Annotated in this window: 19 protein-coding genes; 6 read left to right on the top strand and 13 right to left on the bottom strand. The window is 65.2% G+C overall.

The features are described from left to right. Positions 1 to 9: 9 nt before the first annotated feature. The 5 genes from M9921_00505 to M9921_00525 all read right to left on the bottom strand — a co-directional run bounded on the left by M9921_00505 (position 10) and on the right by M9921_00525 (position 5,907). Entirely contained in the window at positions 10 to 738 is a 729-nt protein-coding gene (locus M9921_00505; GenBank protein MCO5295314.1) for a hypothetical protein, read from the bottom strand. Between the two features lie 74 nt (positions 739 to 812). After that, the gene (locus M9921_00510; GenBank protein MCO5295315.1) at positions 813 to 1,568 is read right to left on the bottom strand and encodes a hypothetical protein; all 756 of its coding nucleotides are present in this window, start codon (positions 1,566 to 1,568) and stop codon (positions 813 to 815) included. After that, the gene (locus M9921_00515; GenBank protein MCO5295316.1) at positions 1,565 to 2,125 is read right to left on the bottom strand and encodes a sigma-70 family RNA polymerase sigma factor; all 561 of its coding nucleotides are present in this window, start codon (positions 2,123 to 2,125) and stop codon (positions 1,565 to 1,567) included. The genes M9921_00510 and M9921_00515 overlap by 4 nt, the downstream gene beginning before the upstream one ends. A gap of 73 nt (positions 2,126 to 2,198) precedes the next feature. Next, positions 2,199 to 4,523, bottom strand: coding sequence for a hypothetical protein (locus tag M9921_00520; GenBank protein ID MCO5295317.1), 2,325 nt, complete (start codon positions 4,521 to 4,523; stop codon positions 2,199 to 2,201). Between the two features lie 10 nt (positions 4,524 to 4,533). Beyond that, complete coding sequence (locus tag M9921_00525) at positions 4,534 to 5,907, bottom strand: glycosyltransferase family 39 protein (GenBank protein ID MCO5295318.1); 1,374 nt, start codon at positions 5,905 to 5,907, stop codon at positions 4,534 to 4,536. A gap of 86 nt (positions 5,908 to 5,993) precedes the next feature. Between M9921_00525 and M9921_00530 the strand changes: the two genes are divergently transcribed. The 4 genes from M9921_00530 to M9921_00545 all read left to right on the top strand — a co-directional run bounded on the left by M9921_00530 (position 5,994) and on the right by M9921_00545 (position 9,280). Further along, a complete protein-coding gene (locus tag M9921_00530; protein ID MCO5295319.1) occupies positions 5,994 to 6,728 on the top strand; it encodes a hypothetical protein in 735 nt (244 codons plus the stop codon). A gap of 15 nt (positions 6,729 to 6,743) precedes the next feature. Beyond that, the gene (locus M9921_00535) at positions 6,744 to 6,974 is read left to right on the top strand and encodes a thioredoxin family protein (protein ID MCO5295320.1); all 231 of its coding nucleotides are present in this window, start codon (positions 6,744 to 6,746) and stop codon (positions 6,972 to 6,974) included. Between the two features lie 195 nt (positions 6,975 to 7,169). Then, positions 7,170 to 8,273, top strand: a complete 1,104-nt coding sequence (locus M9921_00540) for a thiamine pyrophosphate-dependent enzyme (GenBank protein MCO5295321.1) — start codon at positions 7,170 to 7,172, stop codon at positions 8,271 to 8,273. Next, the gene (locus M9921_00545) at positions 8,270 to 9,280 is read left to right on the top strand and encodes an alpha-ketoacid dehydrogenase subunit beta (GenBank protein MCO5295322.1); all 1,011 of its coding nucleotides are present in this window, start codon (positions 8,270 to 8,272) and stop codon (positions 9,278 to 9,280) included. The genes M9921_00540 and M9921_00545 overlap by 4 nt, the downstream gene beginning before the upstream one ends. 64 nt (positions 9,281 to 9,344) lie before the next feature. Here the strand turns inward: M9921_00545 and M9921_00550 are convergent, their stop codons facing one another. From M9921_00550 to M9921_00565, 4 genes are read right to left on the bottom strand one after another with little or no spacing between them, the layout of a single operon-like run. Continuing rightward, positions 9,345 to 10,109, bottom strand: coding sequence for an ABC transporter ATP-binding protein (locus tag M9921_00550; protein ID MCO5295323.1), 765 nt, complete (start codon positions 10,107 to 10,109; stop codon positions 9,345 to 9,347). Beyond that, positions 10,106 to 11,290 (bottom strand): branched-chain amino acid ABC transporter permease, encoded by a 1,185-nt coding sequence (locus M9921_00555; GenBank protein MCO5295324.1) that lies wholly within the window; start codon positions 11,288 to 11,290, stop codon positions 10,106 to 10,108. Before M9921_00555 ends, M9921_00550 begins: the two co-directional genes overlap by 4 nt. After that, a complete protein-coding gene (locus tag M9921_00560) occupies positions 11,287 to 12,459 on the bottom strand; it encodes a branched-chain amino acid ABC transporter permease (protein MCO5295325.1) in 1,173 nt (390 codons plus the stop codon). Before M9921_00560 ends, M9921_00555 begins: the two co-directional genes overlap by 4 nt. 3 nt (positions 12,460 to 12,462) lie before the next feature. Next, positions 12,463 to 13,713: an ABC transporter substrate-binding protein gene (locus M9921_00565; GenBank protein MCO5295326.1), complete on the bottom strand. Its 1,251-nt coding sequence runs from the start codon at positions 13,711 to 13,713 to the stop codon at positions 12,463 to 12,465. 158 nt (positions 13,714 to 13,871) lie between these two features. Here M9921_00565 and M9921_00570 point away from each other — a divergent pair, with 158 nt between their 5' ends. Both M9921_00570 and M9921_00575 read left to right on the top strand, forming a co-directional pair. Next, a complete protein-coding gene (locus M9921_00570; protein ID MCO5295327.1) occupies positions 13,872 to 14,723 on the top strand; it encodes a tetratricopeptide repeat protein in 852 nt (283 codons plus the stop codon). 40 nt (positions 14,724 to 14,763) lie between these two features. After that, entirely contained in the window at positions 14,764 to 15,924 is a 1,161-nt protein-coding gene (locus M9921_00575; GenBank protein ID MCO5295328.1) for a PDZ domain-containing protein, read from the top strand. Here M9921_00575 and M9921_00580 read toward each other — a convergent pair. Genes M9921_00580 through ald form a run of 4 tightly spaced genes read right to left on the bottom strand, consistent with a single transcriptional unit; the run spans position 15,921 to position 19,143 of the window. Next, positions 15,921 to 16,613 (bottom strand): uracil-DNA glycosylase, encoded by a 693-nt coding sequence (locus M9921_00580; GenBank protein ID MCO5295329.1) that lies wholly within the window; start codon positions 16,611 to 16,613, stop codon positions 15,921 to 15,923. The genes M9921_00575 and M9921_00580 overlap by 4 nt on opposite strands. After that, complete coding sequence (locus M9921_00585; GenBank protein ID MCO5295330.1) at positions 16,553 to 17,293, bottom strand: hypothetical protein; 741 nt, start codon at positions 17,291 to 17,293, stop codon at positions 16,553 to 16,555. The genes M9921_00580 and M9921_00585 overlap by 61 nt, the downstream gene beginning before the upstream one ends. A gap of 8 nt (positions 17,294 to 17,301) precedes the next feature. Beyond that, entirely contained in the window at positions 17,302 to 18,003 is a 702-nt protein-coding gene (locus M9921_00590) for a hypothetical protein (protein ID MCO5295331.1), read from the bottom strand. Between the two features lie 9 nt (positions 18,004 to 18,012). Further along, positions 18,013 to 19,143, bottom strand: coding sequence for an alanine dehydrogenase (ald, locus tag M9921_00595; GenBank protein MCO5295332.1), 1,131 nt, complete (start codon positions 19,141 to 19,143; stop codon positions 18,013 to 18,015). Positions 19,144 to 19,186: the final 43 nt, after the last annotated feature.

Consider the following 19,186-nt stretch of genomic DNA (forward strand, 5'->3'; position numbering starts at 1 on the left):
CCGTGGAACCTACGGGGTGGAGACGGGCTTGAAATCGGACGCCGCGTCGTGGATGGAAAGCTGGGCCTGGAGCATTTCGGCCTTCTTGCGGGTGATGCCGGTGAGAAGGGTGACCGGTAGCTGCGTGAGCATGTCCTTGACTTGGTTCCGGTTCAAAGCCAGCATCTGCTGCAGGGCGGAGATCAGCTCCTCAGTCTTGTGGCCGTACGCAACGAGCACGAGCTCGTAGAGCTTGTCGTCGTCCTGGATCGCGAACCCTCGGGGGACGTGTTTCGTCGGCTTGCCCTCTTCCTGTGCGATCGGAATCTCACGGTCGCAGGTCTCGCAGATGAGCACCTCGGTCTTCTCGTTGTAGTAGTTCAGCTCGTTGCAGTAGCCGCACCGCACTTGCGAGACGGGCATGACCTTGCCGTCCTTGATCGGGATCATGCGGTGGCAGCTCAGGCACGAGAAGTCCACCATCGGGGTCTCCGTGAGTTTGTTCGCGTAGTCGCAGTAGCAGCACACGACCGTCACGGATTGAACCTTTCGGATCTGAAGCGCGCAGTAGATTCCGTAAATCACGGCCAAGAGGCCGCCGATGAGCAGCACGTAGGCCAAGCCGATCGTGTAGCCCTCCCCCTGGTACCGAAGGAGGAGGCCACCGAGCGCCATCCCGACGACACCCGCCAATCCGAAGGCGAGGGCATGCTCCGAGTGAACTTCGACAACGTCCGAACTGCGTGTGGGTTGTTCCATGGGCCGCTCCGAGACCTTGTGGTCGGTTTCAGTATATCAAGGCCCGCCAGCAGGCACAATGACCGCGGCCGTCGTCAGTTTCCGTCCTTGGTCGGCGGAACCATGGGGCCGGTCGGCCCGCCGTCGCGCGAGTCCGTCGCGGGAACGATCAAGACGCGATTCCCGCCCTGCGACAGGGCGGTGAACCCGAACTTCGTGCCGAGATCCTGGAGCATCTCCATCCCCGTCGCGTCTCGGTAGTCGCAGCTGATCTTGACGTCCTCGAGTCCCGGCGCCACCTCGACCTGCATGCCAGTTTGGGTCGCGATCGCCTCCAGCACGGTCAACAGACCCGCTTCGTCGATCATGATCGTGTGCCGCCGCTGGTACTTGGGAACGTAGGCGGGCGGTTCGATCGGGGGCGGAGCGACGTTCGGGACCGTGGTCGTCGGGACCTGCCCACCGGCATCGGGAGCCTTTTTGGGAACCGGCGCGCCCGCGCCCGCCCCGGCGCCGCCGGCCTGCGCCGGAGGGGCATTGTGTTGCGGCGCCGGCATGAGTGCCCGCGTGGCATAGAACGTTCCGAAGGCCAGCGCGCAGAGGCACGCCGCCAGCATGGCCGCTGCCAGGGGGCGATTCCAACGCGGGGGCGTGGCGGCGGGCGCGTGGAAGCGGGGGGTGTCCGTTTGGACGGCTCGGCCCGCGCCTCGGAGGTTGTTCACCAGGGCGACCCGCTTGGCAAGTTCGAGGCGCAAGTCGGGGAACCGCTGTTCGAACTCCTCCACGGCCTTGCGGTCGTTCTGTTCGGCCAAGACCCACATGAGCTGATCGACGTCGGGTGCGATCTTCACGACTCCAACTCCTCGTAGGCCGCGCGAAACCGTTCGCGTGCCCGGTAAAGACGCGTTTTGGCGGCGTTGACGCCGCAGCCGATGCTCTCGCCAATCTCCTGTAGGCTCAACTCGTCCCAATAGAAGAGCACAAGCAGCGCCCGGTCGGCCGGTTGGATGCTGGCGAGGGCCAGATGGATCTTCGGATCGGTGTGCGGCTCTTCGGGCGCGTCGGCTGCGGCCAAGCCCTCGTCGAGCGGCACCCACCTGTTCTTGTGCTTGAGGCGGCGGCCCTGCTGGATGCTGCGATTGACGCTGATCCGGAAGAGCCACGTGCTGAACCGGGCCCGGCGATCGAAGCGCGGAAGGTGCCGGTAGACCAGGGTGAAGATCTCCTGCACGGCATCGGCGGCCTCGTCGGCGTCCAGCAAGATGCCGCGGGCGATCGCGTAGACCTTGTCGTAGTAGCGGTCGTACAGAAGGTGGAACGCGTCCGCGTCGCCGCCAAGGAAACGCTCGACGAGCACCGCGTCCTCGTCGAAGTGCGCCTTGCCCTGCTCGGCCATCACGGAAACCATCGCCCCTTTAGACGCTGCGTCGGTTGGCGACGTCACGATCGTATCCGCCTTCGGTCTTTCCGGGACCATCGGCCTACCTCGGTGGAGGCGGCCCCCCGCGTCGTCGCCCAGGCCCAGGGCCGCTCTGCATCCTCTGCATGGCTCGTTCCAACTGGGCTCGAGCCCGCTGTACCTCCGCGCGGAACGCTGGGGGCAAGCCGTCGAGGCCCGTTGCGCCTCCTGGCATCAGCATCGCGTCGCGAAGTTCCCGGGCCAGGCGCGCGTTGGGACTGAGCGCGAACTGGAACCCGTACTGGGAGAGGGTGGCGGGACGGAAGAGCGTGTAAGGTCCTGCCTCGCCCGCCGACGGGGAGGCGCCTCCGGGCATCGAGTCTCCGGCAAGCTCTCCAGCCAGCTCGTCGGCGGACATGAAGCGCGCGTCCGTGCCGTCCGCCCGGGTTCCACGGACCCCGGAGTTGCTGCGGATGGTGACCGCGAGTTGCCCGGAGGTGGGGACGCCGAGGGGCAGGGCCTCGGTCCGCTCTTCCAGGAGCGTGGTCTCGGGCCGCAATCCCCCGAGGAAGGGTCGTCCGCCACGCTGCCCGCCGGCCACCGCGGCGACCATGACGATCGACTGTTCCTCTTGCGCGGGGGGCGCCGGCTGCGGTTCGGATGGCGGCAGTTGGATGTCCGGACCTGAAAGCGAGTCGTACACCATGCTTCGGACCCATTCGGCTTGGGCCGCACTCAGGCTCCCCAGCGGAAGGGTCCCGCCTCGGGCGAGGGCGGCGCGCTGGGTGGGAGAGAGCGTTCCGAAGAGTTTGAGCATCAGCCGCCGATCGGCGGCGTTCGCCTGAAAATCACGGCCGGTCTCGGGGCTGAGCAGAAGGAGCGTGCGCTCGTCGAAACTCGAGCCGGGGAGGTCGTCGGACTGTTTGAGGGCGTAGGCCGCCATGTCGTCGAGGCGGGCGTACCCGTTCTTGAGCGTCAGTCGGAGAAGGGCGCCGAGCGCGCCGCGATCGATGTGGGAGGCACGCGCCTCGGTCGCGTAACGCGGCGAAACCAGCAGCCACTCGTCGGGGCGGTCGACCTTCAGATCCAACCTGCTCTGGGCAAACCCCAGGAACTGAGCGGGGGTGAGCTTGGCGTTTCCCAACCGACTGCAAGTGGGGATCAATCCGCTGTCCGGAAGGCAGGCCACGAGGTTGCGCGACTCGGCGGCCGCGGCGGCGCGGAAGGCCTCGCCGGAAACGAATTCGAGCGGCTCGTACCGGTCAGGGTTGGCGAGGCGCTCCTTCCAGCTCTCGGGCACCGGCGGCACGGACTCGGGATTGCCCGACCAGGAGAGCGCGGAGCCGCCGACGGCCAGGCGGATCGTGACGGTTTGGAGCATGCCGCTCTGGGCGGCCTTTCCGCCCATCAGCTCCGCATACTCCTGGGCGGTCTGGCTCAGCTCGATCGGCTTGCCGGCCGCGACCGGGCCCTGAACCGCGGATTCCTGGGGCACGAGGACGACGTTGGCGCGCGACACGATCTGCCCCTTGGAGTCAGCGGCCTTGAATTCGACGGTGAGCTCGGGACCGTCCCCCGTTCGGTGCACCACGAGGAGTGCCTTGCCGAGCCGGTCGATCGTCTTCGACGACAAATCGGGCCCACCGAGGAAGATCATCCGCGTGTTGTCCGGAGGCACCTCGCGGGGCGTGTCCGCCAGCGCGCGAGCCCACGTGTTCTGCTCTTGGACGAACAGGTTGAGGATGCCCCCCGATTTCGGTCCCATTGCACGCTGCATCCGGTTCGCGGAAGACGCGAAGACGATGCGCGAACCCGGTTGGATGGCAGCCAATGTCGACGCGGGGATGTCGTCCATCAGGCGGAGAAGGGCGCGTTGCGCCGGGCTCTGAGAGGCCGAGGCGCCCTGGATCCGGAAGCCGTTGGACCCGAAATTGCCGTTGCCGAAGTCCAGGACGGCTCCGTTCTGGTTCTTGCGCGCCTCCTCGGCGAGCGTCCTCGCGCTCGCCTCGTCGAATGTGGGTGCCTTTTCGAGCGGGGCCACCATGCGGCGCACCGCAGCCTCCACTCCCTTGGCCCGTTCGGCGATCTCCGCCCGAAGCTGGTCCCTCGCTACGATCTCCGGCCGGACAAGCCGGTAGCCCCCAGTCTCCTCCTTCCATTCGGCGCCCGTCGCTTCGGCGATTCGCTTCAACAAGTCGGCGAGAGGGACGTCGGTCGCGTGGACGACGAGGACCTCGCCCGCCGTTTGCGGGCTTGTTCCCAGCAACAAGCCGGTCTGCTTCCCGAGCTGTTCAAGCAGCACCTTCGTGGGGGCAGCGGGCCCCGTGTAGGTGACCTTCTGGTTCAAGTCCTGCGCCTGAGCGAAGACACAGGCCGCAAACAGAGCGATGCCAAGACCGGTTTTCATACACATTCCCTCATGGTGGAGACGGTTCAACCCGCCGTACTGCTACGATTCTTTCGTGCGAAACGCTCCCGCGCCGCGCCAAGGCGTGGTCGACTCGCCGCTCGAACTCGGACGGCAGCACTGACAAGGAGTAGATCGACGTGGCCAGCAGCCCGAACGCCAACAGGCCCGGGAGAAGGGCGCGGCCGCGACCAAGGAACCCGAGGCCCGAAGCCATCGCCGTGGCAAAAGCGGCCACCGCGGGCATCAGGTAGCGGCCTTGGCCTTGGAAATACTGCGCGTTGAACCTCAGGAAGAACGCGAGAACGAACAGCGAAAACACGAGGTTGACCACGCGCACGGTCTTGGCGGCCGGGTCCTCCGTCTCCCGAAAGAACCGTGCAAACCACCCCGCCAGCCCGATCGCGAACACGGCCAGGATGACGGAGTAGAGGGCCGCGGGCAGAAAGATGTCCATGTAGCCGAAGGCGCCGACAAAGCTCCTTGCGGTCCACCAACCGACCCAATCGATCCAGTATCCGGCGACCCCGAACGCTTCGATGAACGTCTTCGCCTGCGCCGTGCCGGCAAAAGCGTCTCCGAACGCCTGGATCGCCAACGGGTCTCCGTAGAGGTTCGTGTTGCGCACCCACCAGCCGAGCGGAACCAACAGACTGGCCAGAGCCCCCGCCGCCACGACGCCCCACGAGGGGCGCGGCCTCGCGGCCAACACCGCCACGGCGAAGGGAACGAGCAGCGCGACGGCGGTCGTTTTGGTCAGGAGGGCGATTCCGACGAGGATCCCCGCTCCCAGCGCCCGCCGGAGATCCCACCCCCGCTTCACCCCTTGCGCGAAGAGGGCCAGCGACCACGTGCAGAGCGCGATGAGGAGCGAGTCGTTCGTTACCGAACCGTCCAGAGCGGCGAGCATCGGCAGCCACGCCGCGATCGCCGTTGCGCCCAGCGCCAGGGCGTCGCTGTCCGTGGCCGTCCTCGCGAGCACGAAAACACCGAAGACTCCCACCGCTCCGATCAGGCAGGAGAGCAGGCGCAGGCGCATTCCCGCGGCCGGCTCCGAAACGTCCGTGACTCCGACGAGCCGGGCCCAGCCGCTGGCGAGGAGATAGTACGCCGGCGGCTGGTGGCTCTGGTACGTCTCGTACAGGTCCGGCGCGTGGGGGTCGAAGACGGGGAAGCCCCGCCCGTCCAAAAGGCGCTGGACGTAGTTGGCGTGCTGCCGCTCGTCGGGCGCGCCGATGTCTTGCGCGGGCGCCCGGCCCTGGTTCAGCAGGCGCCCGGCTTCTCGGTAGGGCGTCTCGGACGCGAACAGCGCGCTGAGAACCAGGTGGCTCAGGGCGAGGGCGATGGCTCCGAGAAGGGCGGACTGCTTGAGACTCACACGCACACGATCTCCGGGGTGGCACGGAGCGCGGCCGGTCCGTGTATGATAAAGGTAAGGATAGCCTCGTTCATCTTTACAGGAGTAGCCAAATGCGCAGAATACTAGCAGTCTCCCTGATCGGAGCGGCGGTTGTGGCGTTAGCCCAACGCGGAGCCGGTCTGATCACCCAGTATGTCCAAGCGCTTCAGGGCGGACAGACCCTGAGCGCGACCTACACCCTGCAGCGCGTCGGCGGCGCGGCCCGGACGTTCACCATCGATTTCGCAAAGCCCAACAAGCTTCGAATCGAGACTCCGAGCGAACTGACCATCGCCGACGGGAAGCAGGTCACCACTTACGACAAGGCCAACAAGACGTACCTCGTCCAGCCGCAGACGACCGAGCAGTTCGCGGGTCTGATCGGCGGCGACGAGCTGCGCGTCTGGGCGCCGTTCTTCGATGGCAAGGCGTTCACGAACGCCGCGGCGTCGAAGGACTTGGGCACCAAGAACCGGGGCGGCACGACCCTCAAGGTCGCCGAGGCCACCCTCGACGCCCAAGGGCGGCAGGTCGTCACGCTCTATCTGGGAAGCGACAACATCGCCCGCCAGGCCGAGCTGATCACCAACAACCCCGATGGAAAGGACGTCGTGATTCTCAACACGAAGAGCGTCGCCTTGGGCGGCCCGGCGGGTGACTTCACGTTCACGCCTCCGGCGGGCGCCCGCCAGCTCACGATCGAAGAGCTGAACGCGGACAAGTGGTACGAGAACCTCGACGAGGCCCTCGTCGTGGCGAAGAACACCAAGCGGTTGGTGTTGATCGACTTCTATGCCGATTGGTGAACCTACTGCAAGAAGCTGGACCAGGAGGTCTTCAGCACAGAAGAGTTCAAGAAGCAGAGCAAGTATTTCGTCTTCGTCAAGATCAATGCGGAAAAGCAGACCGCGGTCGCCAAGCGGTACGGCGTGTCCGGCTACCCGACCACCGAGTTCACCGATGCCGAAGGCAACGAGATCCACAAGGCGGTCGGCTACATGCCGGTGGGCGCGTATGTGGGCGAGATGAACAAGGCACGAGGCGCCGGGTAGGTCGAAGAGAACGAGGGATCCAGGAGCGGCGGAGCGCGTGGCGCCCCGCCGCTCTCTTTTTGCGCCCGCGCCCACTCCGGCGTCCCAGGCGTCTGACCGGGAGGTGCCTTTCCTAAGGTAGAATAGCCCTTCGCCCGATTCTTGTTTTGAAGCTTGGAGATTAAAAGTTTGACCCCCGAAGGACCGGCCTCCGCCGTGAAGGCGAAGAGCGCAAAGGACGCGCATCACGGATTGCCCAGCGGCAAATTGACCCCTGAAGAAAGGCTTGAGGCCCTTCGTCAACTGTATCTCGCCCGCTATTTCGACGTGCGCCTGATCAAGGAGAAGAAGCGCGGGCGCCTCCGCGGGACCCTCTACTCCTCCCACAACCAGGAAGCGGTGCTCGTGGGCTCGCTCTTCGGGCTTCGGCCCTACGACTGGATCAGCCCCATCCACCGCGACATGCCGGCGTTCTTTCTCAAGGACTTGCGGTCGGGGTGGACCGATCCCAACCGCATGGGCATGTCGATCGAAGAGGTTTGCGCCCAGGTGTGGGGCAAGGTGGGCTCTCCGGGTCGCGCGCGCGATAACTGGTCGCACATCGGCAGCAAGCGCGCCCACATCATCCACTCCACGTCCATGCTCGCAGGCACGATCCCGGTCGCCGCGGGCGCGGTGCTGGCGGACCGGTTGAACGGCGGCGACGCGGTCGTGCTCACCTACAACGGAGAGGGTTCGACCGCCCAGGGCATCTTCCACGAGGCCATCAACTTCGCCGCCATCCACAAGCTCCCGGTGATCACGCTGGTGGAGAACAACCAGTGGGCCTACGGCACGCCCTACGAACTCGGGTGTCCCACCAAAGACGTCGCCGATCGCGCCAAGGGGTACGGCATTCCTGGCGTTGTCGCGGACGGGCAAGACGTCTTCGACGTGTATGACAAGGTGATGGTCGCCGTCGATTACGCGCGGGCTGGGAAGGGTCCAAGCATCGTCGAGTGCAAGACGTATCGGGCATACGGCCACGGCGATCACGACGACGACCGCGCAGCGAAGTATCGAGACCCCAAAGAGGTGGCCAGAGGGAGGAAACGGGACCCGATCGCCGTTGCCAAGGCCCGCCTCATCTCCCTGGGCGACCTCACCAAGGACGAAGCCGACAAGTACCGACCGGAAGGGAAGAACGCGTCCGAAGTGACCGACGAGGACTTCCCGCCGGAGGTGGTCGACTACATGAAGAAGGGCATCGAATTCGCCCTCGAATCGCCTTTGCCGGACCCTGTGGAGGGCGGCATGTGGGTCTTCCGGGAGGACGTATGAGCGCCATTCCCGAGCAGATCGAGCTCCCGAAGAACTACCTGTCGGCCATCAAGGAGGCCCTCGACGAGGAGATGGCCCGCAACGAGGACATGATCTGCCTCGGAGAGGACATCGGCATCTTGGGAGGCGCCTTCGGCGTCACCGAGGGCTTGCTCGCCAAGTACGGCAAGCACCGCGTGTACGACATGCCGATCGCCGAGGCGGCCATCGTCGGGGTGGCGACGGGAGCGGCCCTGAACGGCAAGACCGTCATGGCGGAGATGCAGTTCATCGACTTCATCTCATGCGGTTTCGACCAGATCGTAAACATGCTGGCCACGTACCACTACCGCACGGCCGGAGACGTCGCGCCTGGCGTCGTGATTCGCGGGCCCGCGGGCGCCTATGGCGGGGGAGCGCTCTACCACAGCCAGATGAACGAGGCGTGGTTCTGCAACTCGCCCGGCTTGAAGGTCGTGTGCCCGTCGACGCCGTACGATGCAAAGGGCCTGATGAAAGCGTGCCTGCGCGATCAGAACCCGGTGGTGTTCTTCGAAATCAAGGAGCTGTATCGCAAGCGCGAAATCGAACAGTTCTTGCCCGAGGAGGATTACATCGTGCCGCTCGGGAAGGCGGCGGTTCGACGGGAAGGGACGGACTTGACCCTGGTCAGCTACGGGCAGAACGTCTGGCACTGTCTGACGGTCGCCGAGACGCTCGCGGAAGAGGGCGTCAGCGCCGAGGTGATCGATCTGAGAACGCTCGTCCCGCTGGACGAGGACGCCGTTTTCGCTTCGCTTGAGAAGACGAACCGCGTGGTCGTGGTCAACGAGGCGCCGATGACGTGCGGTTTCGCCGGCGAGGTCGTCGCCCGCATCTGCGACAAGGCGTTCCCCTTTCTGGACGCCCCTCCCGTGCGGGTCACGCGGATGGACACGCCCGTCCCCTGGGTCAAGCCGCTCGAAACGTACGTCTTGCCCTCGGTGGAGAAGATCTTGGACGCGTCGCGTCGCGTGCTTCGCTACTGACGACGACGGCGCGCCTTCACGGGCTCGGGCGCGGCCTAGGGAAACAAGCTCCGGCGAGGTGCGCCTAGACCGCTTCGCCCAGATAGGCCTCGATGACTTTGGGGTTGTTGCGCACCTCGGCAGGCCCGCCCTGGGCGATCTCCTCGCCGTGATCGAGCACCACGATCTTTTCGCACAGGTTCATGACGAACCGCATGTCGTGTTCGATCAGCAGCACGGTCTTTCCGTGCTCGTCGCGCAGCTTGCGCACCGTCTGCAGCAGGTCTTCGGACTCTTGCGGGTTCATGCCGGCCGCGGGCTCGTCCAGCAGCAGCAGATCGGGCTGGGTGGCCATGGCCCGCGCGATCTCAAGACGCCGCTGCTTGCCGTAGGGCAGGTCCTTGCTCCTGGCCTCGGCGACGTCCTCGAGGTTCATCACCTTGAGGAGTTCCAACGCCTGCTCTCGCAGTTCGGCGGTCTCTTTGATCGCGTTGGGCAGGAGCGCCAAGGCGGAAGCCAGTCCCGTTCGGTGTCGGAGAAAGGCGCCCACCATCACGTTCTCGATGACCGACAGGGTCGGGAACAGACGGATGTTCTGGAACGTTCGGGCGATTCCCATCGCGCATACCTTGTTCGAAGGCACGCCGTTGATCCTCGTTCCCTTGAAGTAGATGTCGCCGCTCGTGGGCGTGTAGACGCCCGTGATGAGATTGAAGCACGTCGTCTTGCCGGCGCCGTTGGGGCCGATCAAACCGAAGAGATCCCCGGGTTCGATCGCGAACGACACGTTGTTCACGGCGATGAGCCCGCCGAACTGGATCGTCGCCTGCTTGAGTTCGAGAGTCTTCATGCCGTGGCCACCTTCCGCTTCATGCCCAGCATCCGTTTGACGCCGTCCCAACTGAACTCGTAGTGGGCCAACACTCCCTGGGGCCGAAGCAGCATGAGGATGATCAAGGTGCCCGCGAAGATCACCATCCGCAGCTTGGACGCCTCGTAGCTCTGGTCGGCAAGTGCTGAAACGTTGCCCAACATGCGCGCAAGAACGCCTTGAACGACGATCGCGCCGATGATTCCCCCCACCATGATCGCCGCGCGCTTCACCTTCGGGCCGTGGTAGCGCATCTCCACGTTCTTCAGGAACGCCACGCACAGGCCCACGGCCAGGACCCCCGCGATCAACGACGCCGCGGAGACCGGCGGAAGGTCTCTGAGCTTCTCAGGCAGGTAGTAGAGGCTGATCGCGGCGAGGACCGAACCGGTGATCGAACCGGTGCCGCCCAGGACGACCATCGTGAGGATGATGAAGGAGACGTTCATGTCGAACATCTGCGGCGAGATGAAACCTTCGAAATGCGCCAGCAGAGCCCCGGCCGCGCCTGCGAAGGCCGAGCCCAGCAGGAATGCGACCAGCTTGGTCTTGGTGACGTTGACTCCCATCGCGGAGCTTGCGACCTCGTCTTCGCGCACCGCGAGGAAGGGAAGGCCGTGCGCGGCTTGCAGCAGGTTTCTCGAGACGGCGATGGTGACGAAGGCGAGCAGCCACACGAGCCAGATGTACTGGAATTTCGGAGTGACGTTCATCCCGTACGCCCCGCCCAGCGTCTCGATGTTCTGCACGACGATCCGCAGGATCTCGCCAAAGCCGAGGGTGACGATCGCGAGGTAATCGCCTCGCAGGCGCAGGGAGGGGAGCCCGACCACGAAGCCCGCCACACTCGCAAAGAGAGCCCCGACGAACATCATGCAGATCAGCCACGCCTCGCCTTTGATCGGCGAAGCGTCGTAGAACCGCATCGCCATGTAGCCGGTCGTATACGCCCCGACCTGGTAGAAGGCCGCGTGCCCGATGGAGAACTGGCCCGTGATCCCGTTGATGAGGTTGAGGCTCACCGCAAGCGTGACGTAAAGCCCGGCCAGCACGACCAGCCGCTGGCCGAACGCGTCGAAGCCGCCAGCCAGCCGCTCGATGATGAAGGCGAAGAGGACGGCCGCTGCAATCGAGCCCAATCGGACGATCCAGTACCTCAAACCTTTTCCACCTTCGATGATCCCAACAAGCCCCCCGGTCGGAAGAGCAGAACGACGATGAGGATGACGAAGGCGACCGCGTCGCGATGCGAGCTGTATCCCATCCAGACCACCGTGGTTTCGGCGATCCCCATCAGCAACCCGCCCAGCACCGCGCCCGGGATGTTGCCGATGCCGCCAAGCACCGCGGCGACGAACGCCTTCACGCCGGGCTGGAAGCCGTAAAAAGTGGTCAGCGGGGTCCCGATGAAGGTTGCGTTCATCATCGCGCCCGCGCCCGCCAGCATCGAGCCGATCAGGAACGTGAAGGTGATCGTCTGGCCCACGTTGATGCCCATCAGCGAGGCGGAGTCGAAATCGTGCGCGACCGCACGCATAGCGCGGCCCGCAGGGGTGCCCATGACCAGGAGCGTCAGCAGGACCATGAGGGCGACCGTCGTTCCCAGCATGAGGAACTGCCCCTTCGGTATCCGGATGCGCACGCCGCTGTTGTCGAGCAGGCGCTGAGCGTTTTGGGCTTCGCGGTCGGTCGTGTTGCGCTGGTCGCGAAGCGGCTTGAGCTCGGGGGGTTCGGGATCGCCGGGCTTGAGGGTCTGATGCACCGCCTCGTACGCGTCGTTCGCGACCTTGGCCGCCGCCGTCTTCTGCTCCCAGTCGGCCTTGAGCTTGGCGTCGGGAGGCGTGAGGTTGATCTCGGCAGCGCCCCGCAGCGACTCGGGCATCACCTTCTCGTTGATGCTCGGAGGAGGGCTGTTGGGAAGGAAGAGCGCCCCGCCGTACTGGAGAAAGAGCGACACGCCGATCGCGGTGATGAGGACCGAGATGCGTGGCTGGTTGCGCATCGGCCGATACGCCAGACGCTCGATGATTACGCCGATGGTGCCGCAGACGAACATCGAGATCAGCAGCATCGCGCCGAGTTTGAGAAGGCTGGCCTCCGGCATCTCCGCCCCGCCCTTGAATCCGAAGATCCAGGACGTGAAGAGGGCCGTGTAGGCGCCGAGCATGAACACTTCGCCGTGGGCGAAGTTGATCAGGCGCAGCACGCCGTACACCATGGTGTAGCCCAGCGCGATCAGCGCGTAAATGGCGCCCAAAAGGACGCCATTCACAAGTTGCTGCGGCAGGGTTGAGAAATCCAACCCTGCCATGAGGTGGCCGAAGTCCATACGCTACTTCAGCTCGTCGGGCTCGTACGCCTTCTCGAAGACTTGGCCCTCTTTCGTGAGCTTGACGACGAGCGCGCGCTTGGGCGGGTCACCGTGGTTCCCCTTGAGCGTGATCTTGCCGGACACACCGGCGAAGTCCACCGTGTTGTCCAGGGCTTCGGCCAATCCAGCGGACGTCGCTTCGGGGGCCCGCTTCAGGGCGTCGCACACGAGCTTGGCCGCGTCGTAGGCCAGTGCGCCCATGGTCGTGCCGGGAACGCCTCCGAACGCCGCCTTCCACTTGGCGAGGAAGTCCTTGACTTCCGGCCGATCTTCCTGGCTGTTGTAGTGGTTGCAGAAGTAGCCGCCGAGGATGGCGTCGCCGCCCGAGGTCAGGATCTCGCTGCTGTCCCATCCGTCTCCGCCGAGGAACTTCACGTTGAGACCCGCGTCGGCCGCCTGCCGAACGATCGGTCCCACCTCGTTGAAGTAGCCGCTGAGGAAGAGGCCGTCGGGATTTTGGGACTTGACCTGCGTGAGCTGGCCGCCGAACTGCGTTTGGCCGGTTTCGTAGAACTGCTCCGTGACGATCTCGCCTCCCAACTTCTCGTAGTAGGCGCGGAAACTGTCCGAAAGACCCGTGGAGTAGGGTTGCTTCTTGTCCGTCATCAAGGCGACACGGCGCAGACCGAGATCGTCGTAGGCGAACTTGGCCATCACGGGGCCTTGCAGCGCGTCCGTGTAGCACACGCGGTAAACGTGGGCGGCCAGGGAGGTGATGTCGTTGCGGGTGGCCCCCACGGCGACGACGGGAATGTCCTTATCCTTCGCAGCGAGGGCGATTTGGGCGGTGATGCCGCTTGCGACCTCGCCGACGAGGCCGATCACGCCGTCCGACATCAGCTTCTCAGCGGCCGTCTTGCCTTGCTCGGGCTTGGACGCGCTGTCGCCGATGAGCAACTGGACCTTCTTGCCGTTTAGGCCGCCGGCGTCGTTGAACTCCTTCACCGCAAGGAGGGCGCCGTTGACGCTGTCCACGCCCCACGGGCGCAGCTCACCGTTCTGGCTCGCGACCAGCCCGATTTGGATCATCTCGGAGTTGGGCGAAGTCGTGCTGAAGCCGGGGTCGAAGTTCGTGTTGCTGGCGGTGCCGCCGGGCTCATTGCCGCCGGAGTCGCTCTTGCCACAACCGGCCAGGCCGATCGCGACGCCACTCACCACGGCGAGGGCCAAATAGGGGACTGCGGAGATTCTTGAGAGTTTCACTGTTTTCACCTGCCAAAGACAAGACATCACGCACCGGATGCGTCGTTCGGGACGAGTATACAGAACGCGTTGGGCGAATGCTACCTGCGGAAACGACGCACAAGGGGATCGCACTCCATCTGGCACGGGTATATTTCGGCCCCGGGGAGGGAGGAGGGACTCAGTCGATGTCTCAAGAGCAAGCCAAGGCTTTCATCGAGCAAGCCACACAATCGATTCAGAGCGGTCAGTTCGCCCAGGCGCTGGAGTTGGCGGATCAGGCGATCGCGTTGACGCCGGACGACAGCGAGGCGCAGATTCTGAGAGGGATCGCTCTCTCGCAAACGCAGCGGCCCGACGAAGCGACCGAGGCGTTTCGGAAAGCGATCTCGCTGTCGCCTTACAACGCCAAAGCCTATTTCAACCTCGCGGTGCACCTGTACGGCACCGGTCAAAAGGTCGAGGCGCTCGAAATGGCCCGTGAAGCCGCGAGCATCGACGTGAAGCACGCCGGAGCCCGTGAACTCGCCGCTCGGATCGAGGCCGAGACGATGGCACCGTCCACCGAGCAGACGATGGCGCACTCCGACCCGCCTCCGGGGTCGATCGGTGCGGCCGGACCGGGGCCCGAAGCCCCTCGGCCCGCAGCCTATCCCCGGCCCGAGTACCAACCCGTGCACAGCGTGGCGCTGGTTGAGAAGATGGGTTCGAATTGGGGCACCGTCGGGTGGATCCTGATCTTGATCTCTCTGGTGATCTTCGTGGGACTGACCGCCTACATGGTGCCGCTGTTCATGCAGGCTGGGAATCCGCAGAATTTCCAAGAGGCGATGAAACAGGCTCAAGCGAACCAGCCTGCCTGGGTGCAGCTTGTGGGGCTTTTCGGATGGCTCAACCGGGCACTCCTTTTGGGCTGGATGATCATGGACATCATGGATCGCAGGGCCAACTGGCTCTGGCTGGTGCCCATGGTCCCTTGCTGCTGCTGCGGACTCGAGTGGCTGGCGCCGACGATCTATCGACTGGCGGGCCGCAAGTAATGACGCAACCGATGGGCGCGGGTCGATCGTCAAGAAAGGGATGATCCTCCCCGCGCTCGTCGCCCTCGCTCTGTCGCCCCAGGCCCCCGTCGAAGTCCCCTTCCGGATCGGGGACAACGCGATCATCGTGGACGCCCTTGTCAACGGGCGCACCGTGGCTCTGATGTTCGACACCGGATTCTCCGGCGACGTCGTGGTCAACGACGCGCTGAACATCGGACCGCCGTCCGGCGAGCTGGAGCTGCGGGACTTCGTCGGAACGTTCACCGCGCGGACGGTGGCGATCCGCTCCCTGCGGCTCGGCCCCATGAACCTCGACGCTCCCGATCTCGAAGCCGTTCAGCAGCCGATGATGCACATGTCCCTCGCCTACGGCACGCATACGGACGGCATCCTGGGCTACGGCCCGGTTGCGCACCAGGTGTTCGAGATCAACTTCCAAACGAACAAGTTCATCTTCCACCCGCAGAGCTACGACATCACCAAGAAGGTGCCCGACGGCAAGCGCACGTTCCTTGCGCGCATGCTGCCGATCGGGCGCAACTCCATCGAGCTGGAAGTGAAGACCGCCGAAGGGAGGCGCATGGTGCTCGCCCTGGATACCGGCAACGGGTTCTACGCGACGACCCACCGCGACGTGCTCGAGCGCGTCGGGCTCTGGGACAAGTCGAGAACGCCCGCTTTCGTCAAAGCGTCGATGGTCGCCTCGGGTCCCGTCGACAGTTGGTACAAGCGCGTGCAGGACGTCACGATCTACGGCGTGCCGGTGAAAGAGAGCTACTGGGACATCATCGACATGCCGTCCAGCTCCGCCGAGGGCGACGGCACGGTGGGATTCGGCTTCCTGAAGAACTTCAACATCGTGATCGACTACGAGCGGCGCCGGGTCTGGCTCGACAACTTCACAGGGGTTGTGGCCAATGAACCAGCCGGCGGAGTCGGCATGTCCATCGCGATGGACGAGGCGGGCAAGCGCGCCCGCGTGATGCGCATCGCTCCGGGAGGTCCCGCCGAGAAAGCCGGGATCCAGCGCGGCGATGCGATCCTCTCGATCAACGGAACGGACCTCACGGGCTTCAGCCACGACCAGTTGGATGCGCTGATGGAGGGGAAGGTCGGCTCCACGATCGAGCTTGCGGTCTCCTCCTCCGGCATCGTGACCCGCCACACGCTGACGCGCGTTGCCTTGGTGAACGACTAGGCGGAGAGGAACGCCAAAACCGCCTCGTCCAGCATCGCCTCGGTCAACCGGCCGGTGAAGGTGTTCTGCTGGCTGGGATGGTAGCTCGCCACGAGGACCAGGCCGTCCCGCGCGGTTGCGGTGGCCAGGTGGGCGAAGGGCGTCTTCACGGGGATGCCGAGGGCCCGGTGCGTCTCCTTCCACGCGATGCCTCCCAGGCAGAGCAGCGCGCGCCACGGCCGATCGTCGAGGAGCCTTGCAAGATAGGGTCGGCATGCGTCGAACTCGCCGGGCAGGGGCTTGTTCGCAGGGGGAGCGCAGTGCACGGCGGCGGTGATGAGCACGCCCTCGAGGCGGAGCCCGTCGTCGGACGCGCAAGACTCGGCCTGGTTCGCGACGCCCGCTCGGTGGAGGGCCCGATAGAGCCAATCCCCGCTCCGATCTCCGGTGAACATGCGTCCCGTTCGGTTGGCCCCGTGGGCGGCGGGGGCCAAGCCGACGATCAGGCGGTCGGCGCTGGGGTCGCCGAAGTGGGGAACGGGTCGGCCCCAGTAGTCCCAGTCGGCAAAGGCCTTCTTGCGGGCCCGGGCGACGCTCTCCCTCCACTCGACCAGGCGTGGGCAGCGCCGACACGCGACGATCGGAGCGTTCAGCGCGTCGAGGGAGTCGACGACGGCACCTCCGTGCCGAGCGACTCTTCGAAGCCGCACATCACGTTCATCGCATGCACCAACTGTGAGGCCCCGCACTTGCCCTCGAGCGAGGCCATCACGAGGATCGTAAGGAGCGAACGAGGCTCGTCCGGCGTCAAGCGCAGCCGAAAGAGGGCGTTTGGGGATCCGGCGGCCAGTTTCACATCCCAGGGAGCGTCTTCGTCCCGCCGCACGAACAGGGATCGGCCGTAGGCCTCGTCGTAGAGCTCGTCGATCTGCTCCGAGGACGCCCCCTCCACCACCGCAAGCCCTGTGGCGGCCACGACGCCCTCGACGGGGGGCTGGTCCGCGAAGTCGACGGTGGCACCCAGGGTCCAGTGCTCGGACGCCAGAGCTTCGACCACGGACTCCTGGGTGCCGGGCGCGTTGGTCAGCATCGTGGGGGCCTCCGCGAGGATTCCCGCCCGGATCAACGGTCCGAAGGCGATCAGCGCAAGCGTTCCCGCGGGATCGGGAACCCCGACGGAGTCTGCGCAGACCCACGGGTTGTTGTCGGCGAGTTCGACCAAACCGAAGGGTTTGCGGCCGTCGGCTCCCACCGTGACGGAACGCTTCCAACCCTCTGCCTCGAAGCAGAGAGGTGCGCCATCGGCCCCTTCCAAATGCAACCGCACCTCGGGATGGCCTTCCAGTCGGGCGAGCAGGGAAGGATCCGAGGCGCGGGTGACGGTGATCATCGTCCGGCTCAGGCGCGCTTCATCGAGATCTTCATGTCGATCGTCATCGGCTTCTGGTTGCCCTGTGCCCCGCTGATCGTGAGCTTCTGACCGAGATTGGTGCTCTGCAGGGATCCATCCGCGGTGCGAAGGAAGACCGATCCGGAACCCGTGATCTGCATCTGACCACCCCCTCCCGACATGGAAACATCAATCTGCGCGACGGATTGCCCGCCCACCGACTTGATGCCGACGAACTTGTACTTCGCGTTGATGGTCATGCTGCCGCCGGGCCCGGGCACAGTCTGCGAACCTGTCCAGGTGCCCCCGGGCTTCACGGGCCCCTCGGGGAAGGTGATGTTGCCGCCCATCTGCTGGGCCTGCGTCGCGCCGCTGACGATCTTGCCGCGAGGGTCGACCTTGGCGACCACCTTCTGGGCGGCGCCCATGGGCTTTCCGTTCGCGCTGGCCGGACCGACGTTGTACTCCACTTCGCCGACGCCTCCGGCCACCGAAAGAACCTTGAGGCTCATCGGCATGTTGACGGCCATGGCGCTCGGTCCGCCGCTCGTCGTGGTGGTCATCGTGTATTTCGCGGTTTGACCTTTCGTCCACTTGATGCGGAACAGGTAGCCGGCCCCTTTCTTCGATATCTGGGCGGGTGCGACGGTCCAGAGCGCCGCAAAGACAAGGGCAACGGTGATTTTGGTGAGCGAGGCGATTCGAGTCATGTTCTTCTCCTACGCCAGTCCGACCTGTTCCCGTGCCAGGTAGCTTTCCGGCGAAACAAACGCGTACCCAAACTGTTCGGCGATCGCCTGCAACGTGACCTCTCCCGTCGCGACGTTCAATCCCTTGCGCAGCGCGGCATCGACCCGCAGCGCGTCGAGGCCGTGGTTGGCCAGCTTCACCACATATGGCAATGTGGCGTTCGTCAGCGCGTAGGTGCTCGTGTGGGCGACCGCGCCGGGCATGTTCGCCACCGCGTAGTGCACCACGCCGTCCACCTCGTAGATCGGGTTGCGGTGGGTCGTCGGACGGGTGGTCTCGAAGCATCCGCCTTGGTCCACACACACGTCGACGGCGACCGAACCGGGCTTCATGAGCCCCAACATCTCGCGCGTGACCAGAACCGGGGTGCGGGCACCGGTGACGTAGACGGCGCCGACCAGGAGATCGCACTCGCGCAGCACGTCGGCGAGGGTTCCGGGATTGCTGTGGAGGGTGATCACGTTCTTCGGGAAGATGTCGTCGAGGTACCGGAGTCGGTCGAGGTTGATGTCCAGGACGTAGACCGTCGCGCCGAACCCTGCGGCCACCTTGACCGCGTTGATGCCCACGACCCCGGCGCCGATCACGGCAACCGTGGCGGGCCGGACGCCCGGAACGCCGCAGAGCAACACACCCCTGCCTCCCATCGGGCGCTCGAGGTACTTTGCGCCCTCCTGGATGCTCAGCCGGCCCGCAACCTCGCTCATCGGGGTGAGCAGGGGCAGGGAACCGTTCGGCATCTCGACGGTCTCGTAGGCGATGCAGACGCCCTTGCTCTCGACCATCGCGCTCATGAGCTTGGCGTCGGCGGCGAAGTGGAAATAGGTGAACACCAGTTGCCCCGGCTTGATGCGGGGATACTCGTCGGGCTGGGGCTCCTTGACCTTCACGATGAGGTCCGCGCGCGACCAGACCTCGTCGACCGGAGCGAGTTCCGCGCCGGCGGCCAGGTACTCCGAGTCGGGAATGTGCGTGCCAGCCCCCGCGCTCTCTTCGACGACCACCTGGTGCCCGATGCTGGTCAAGCTCATCACGCCGGCGGGAGTCATCGCGACGCGGTACTCGTCCTGCTTCACCTCTTTGGGAACGCCTACAACCATGGGATCACCCTCCTCAAACCGCCCCGATTTTACCGTGAGGAAG

It is taken from the genome of Fimbriimonadaceae bacterium, assembly GCA_023957775.1.
GTDB lineage: Bacteria > Armatimonadota > Fimbriimonadia > Fimbriimonadales > Fimbriimonadaceae > JAMLGR01.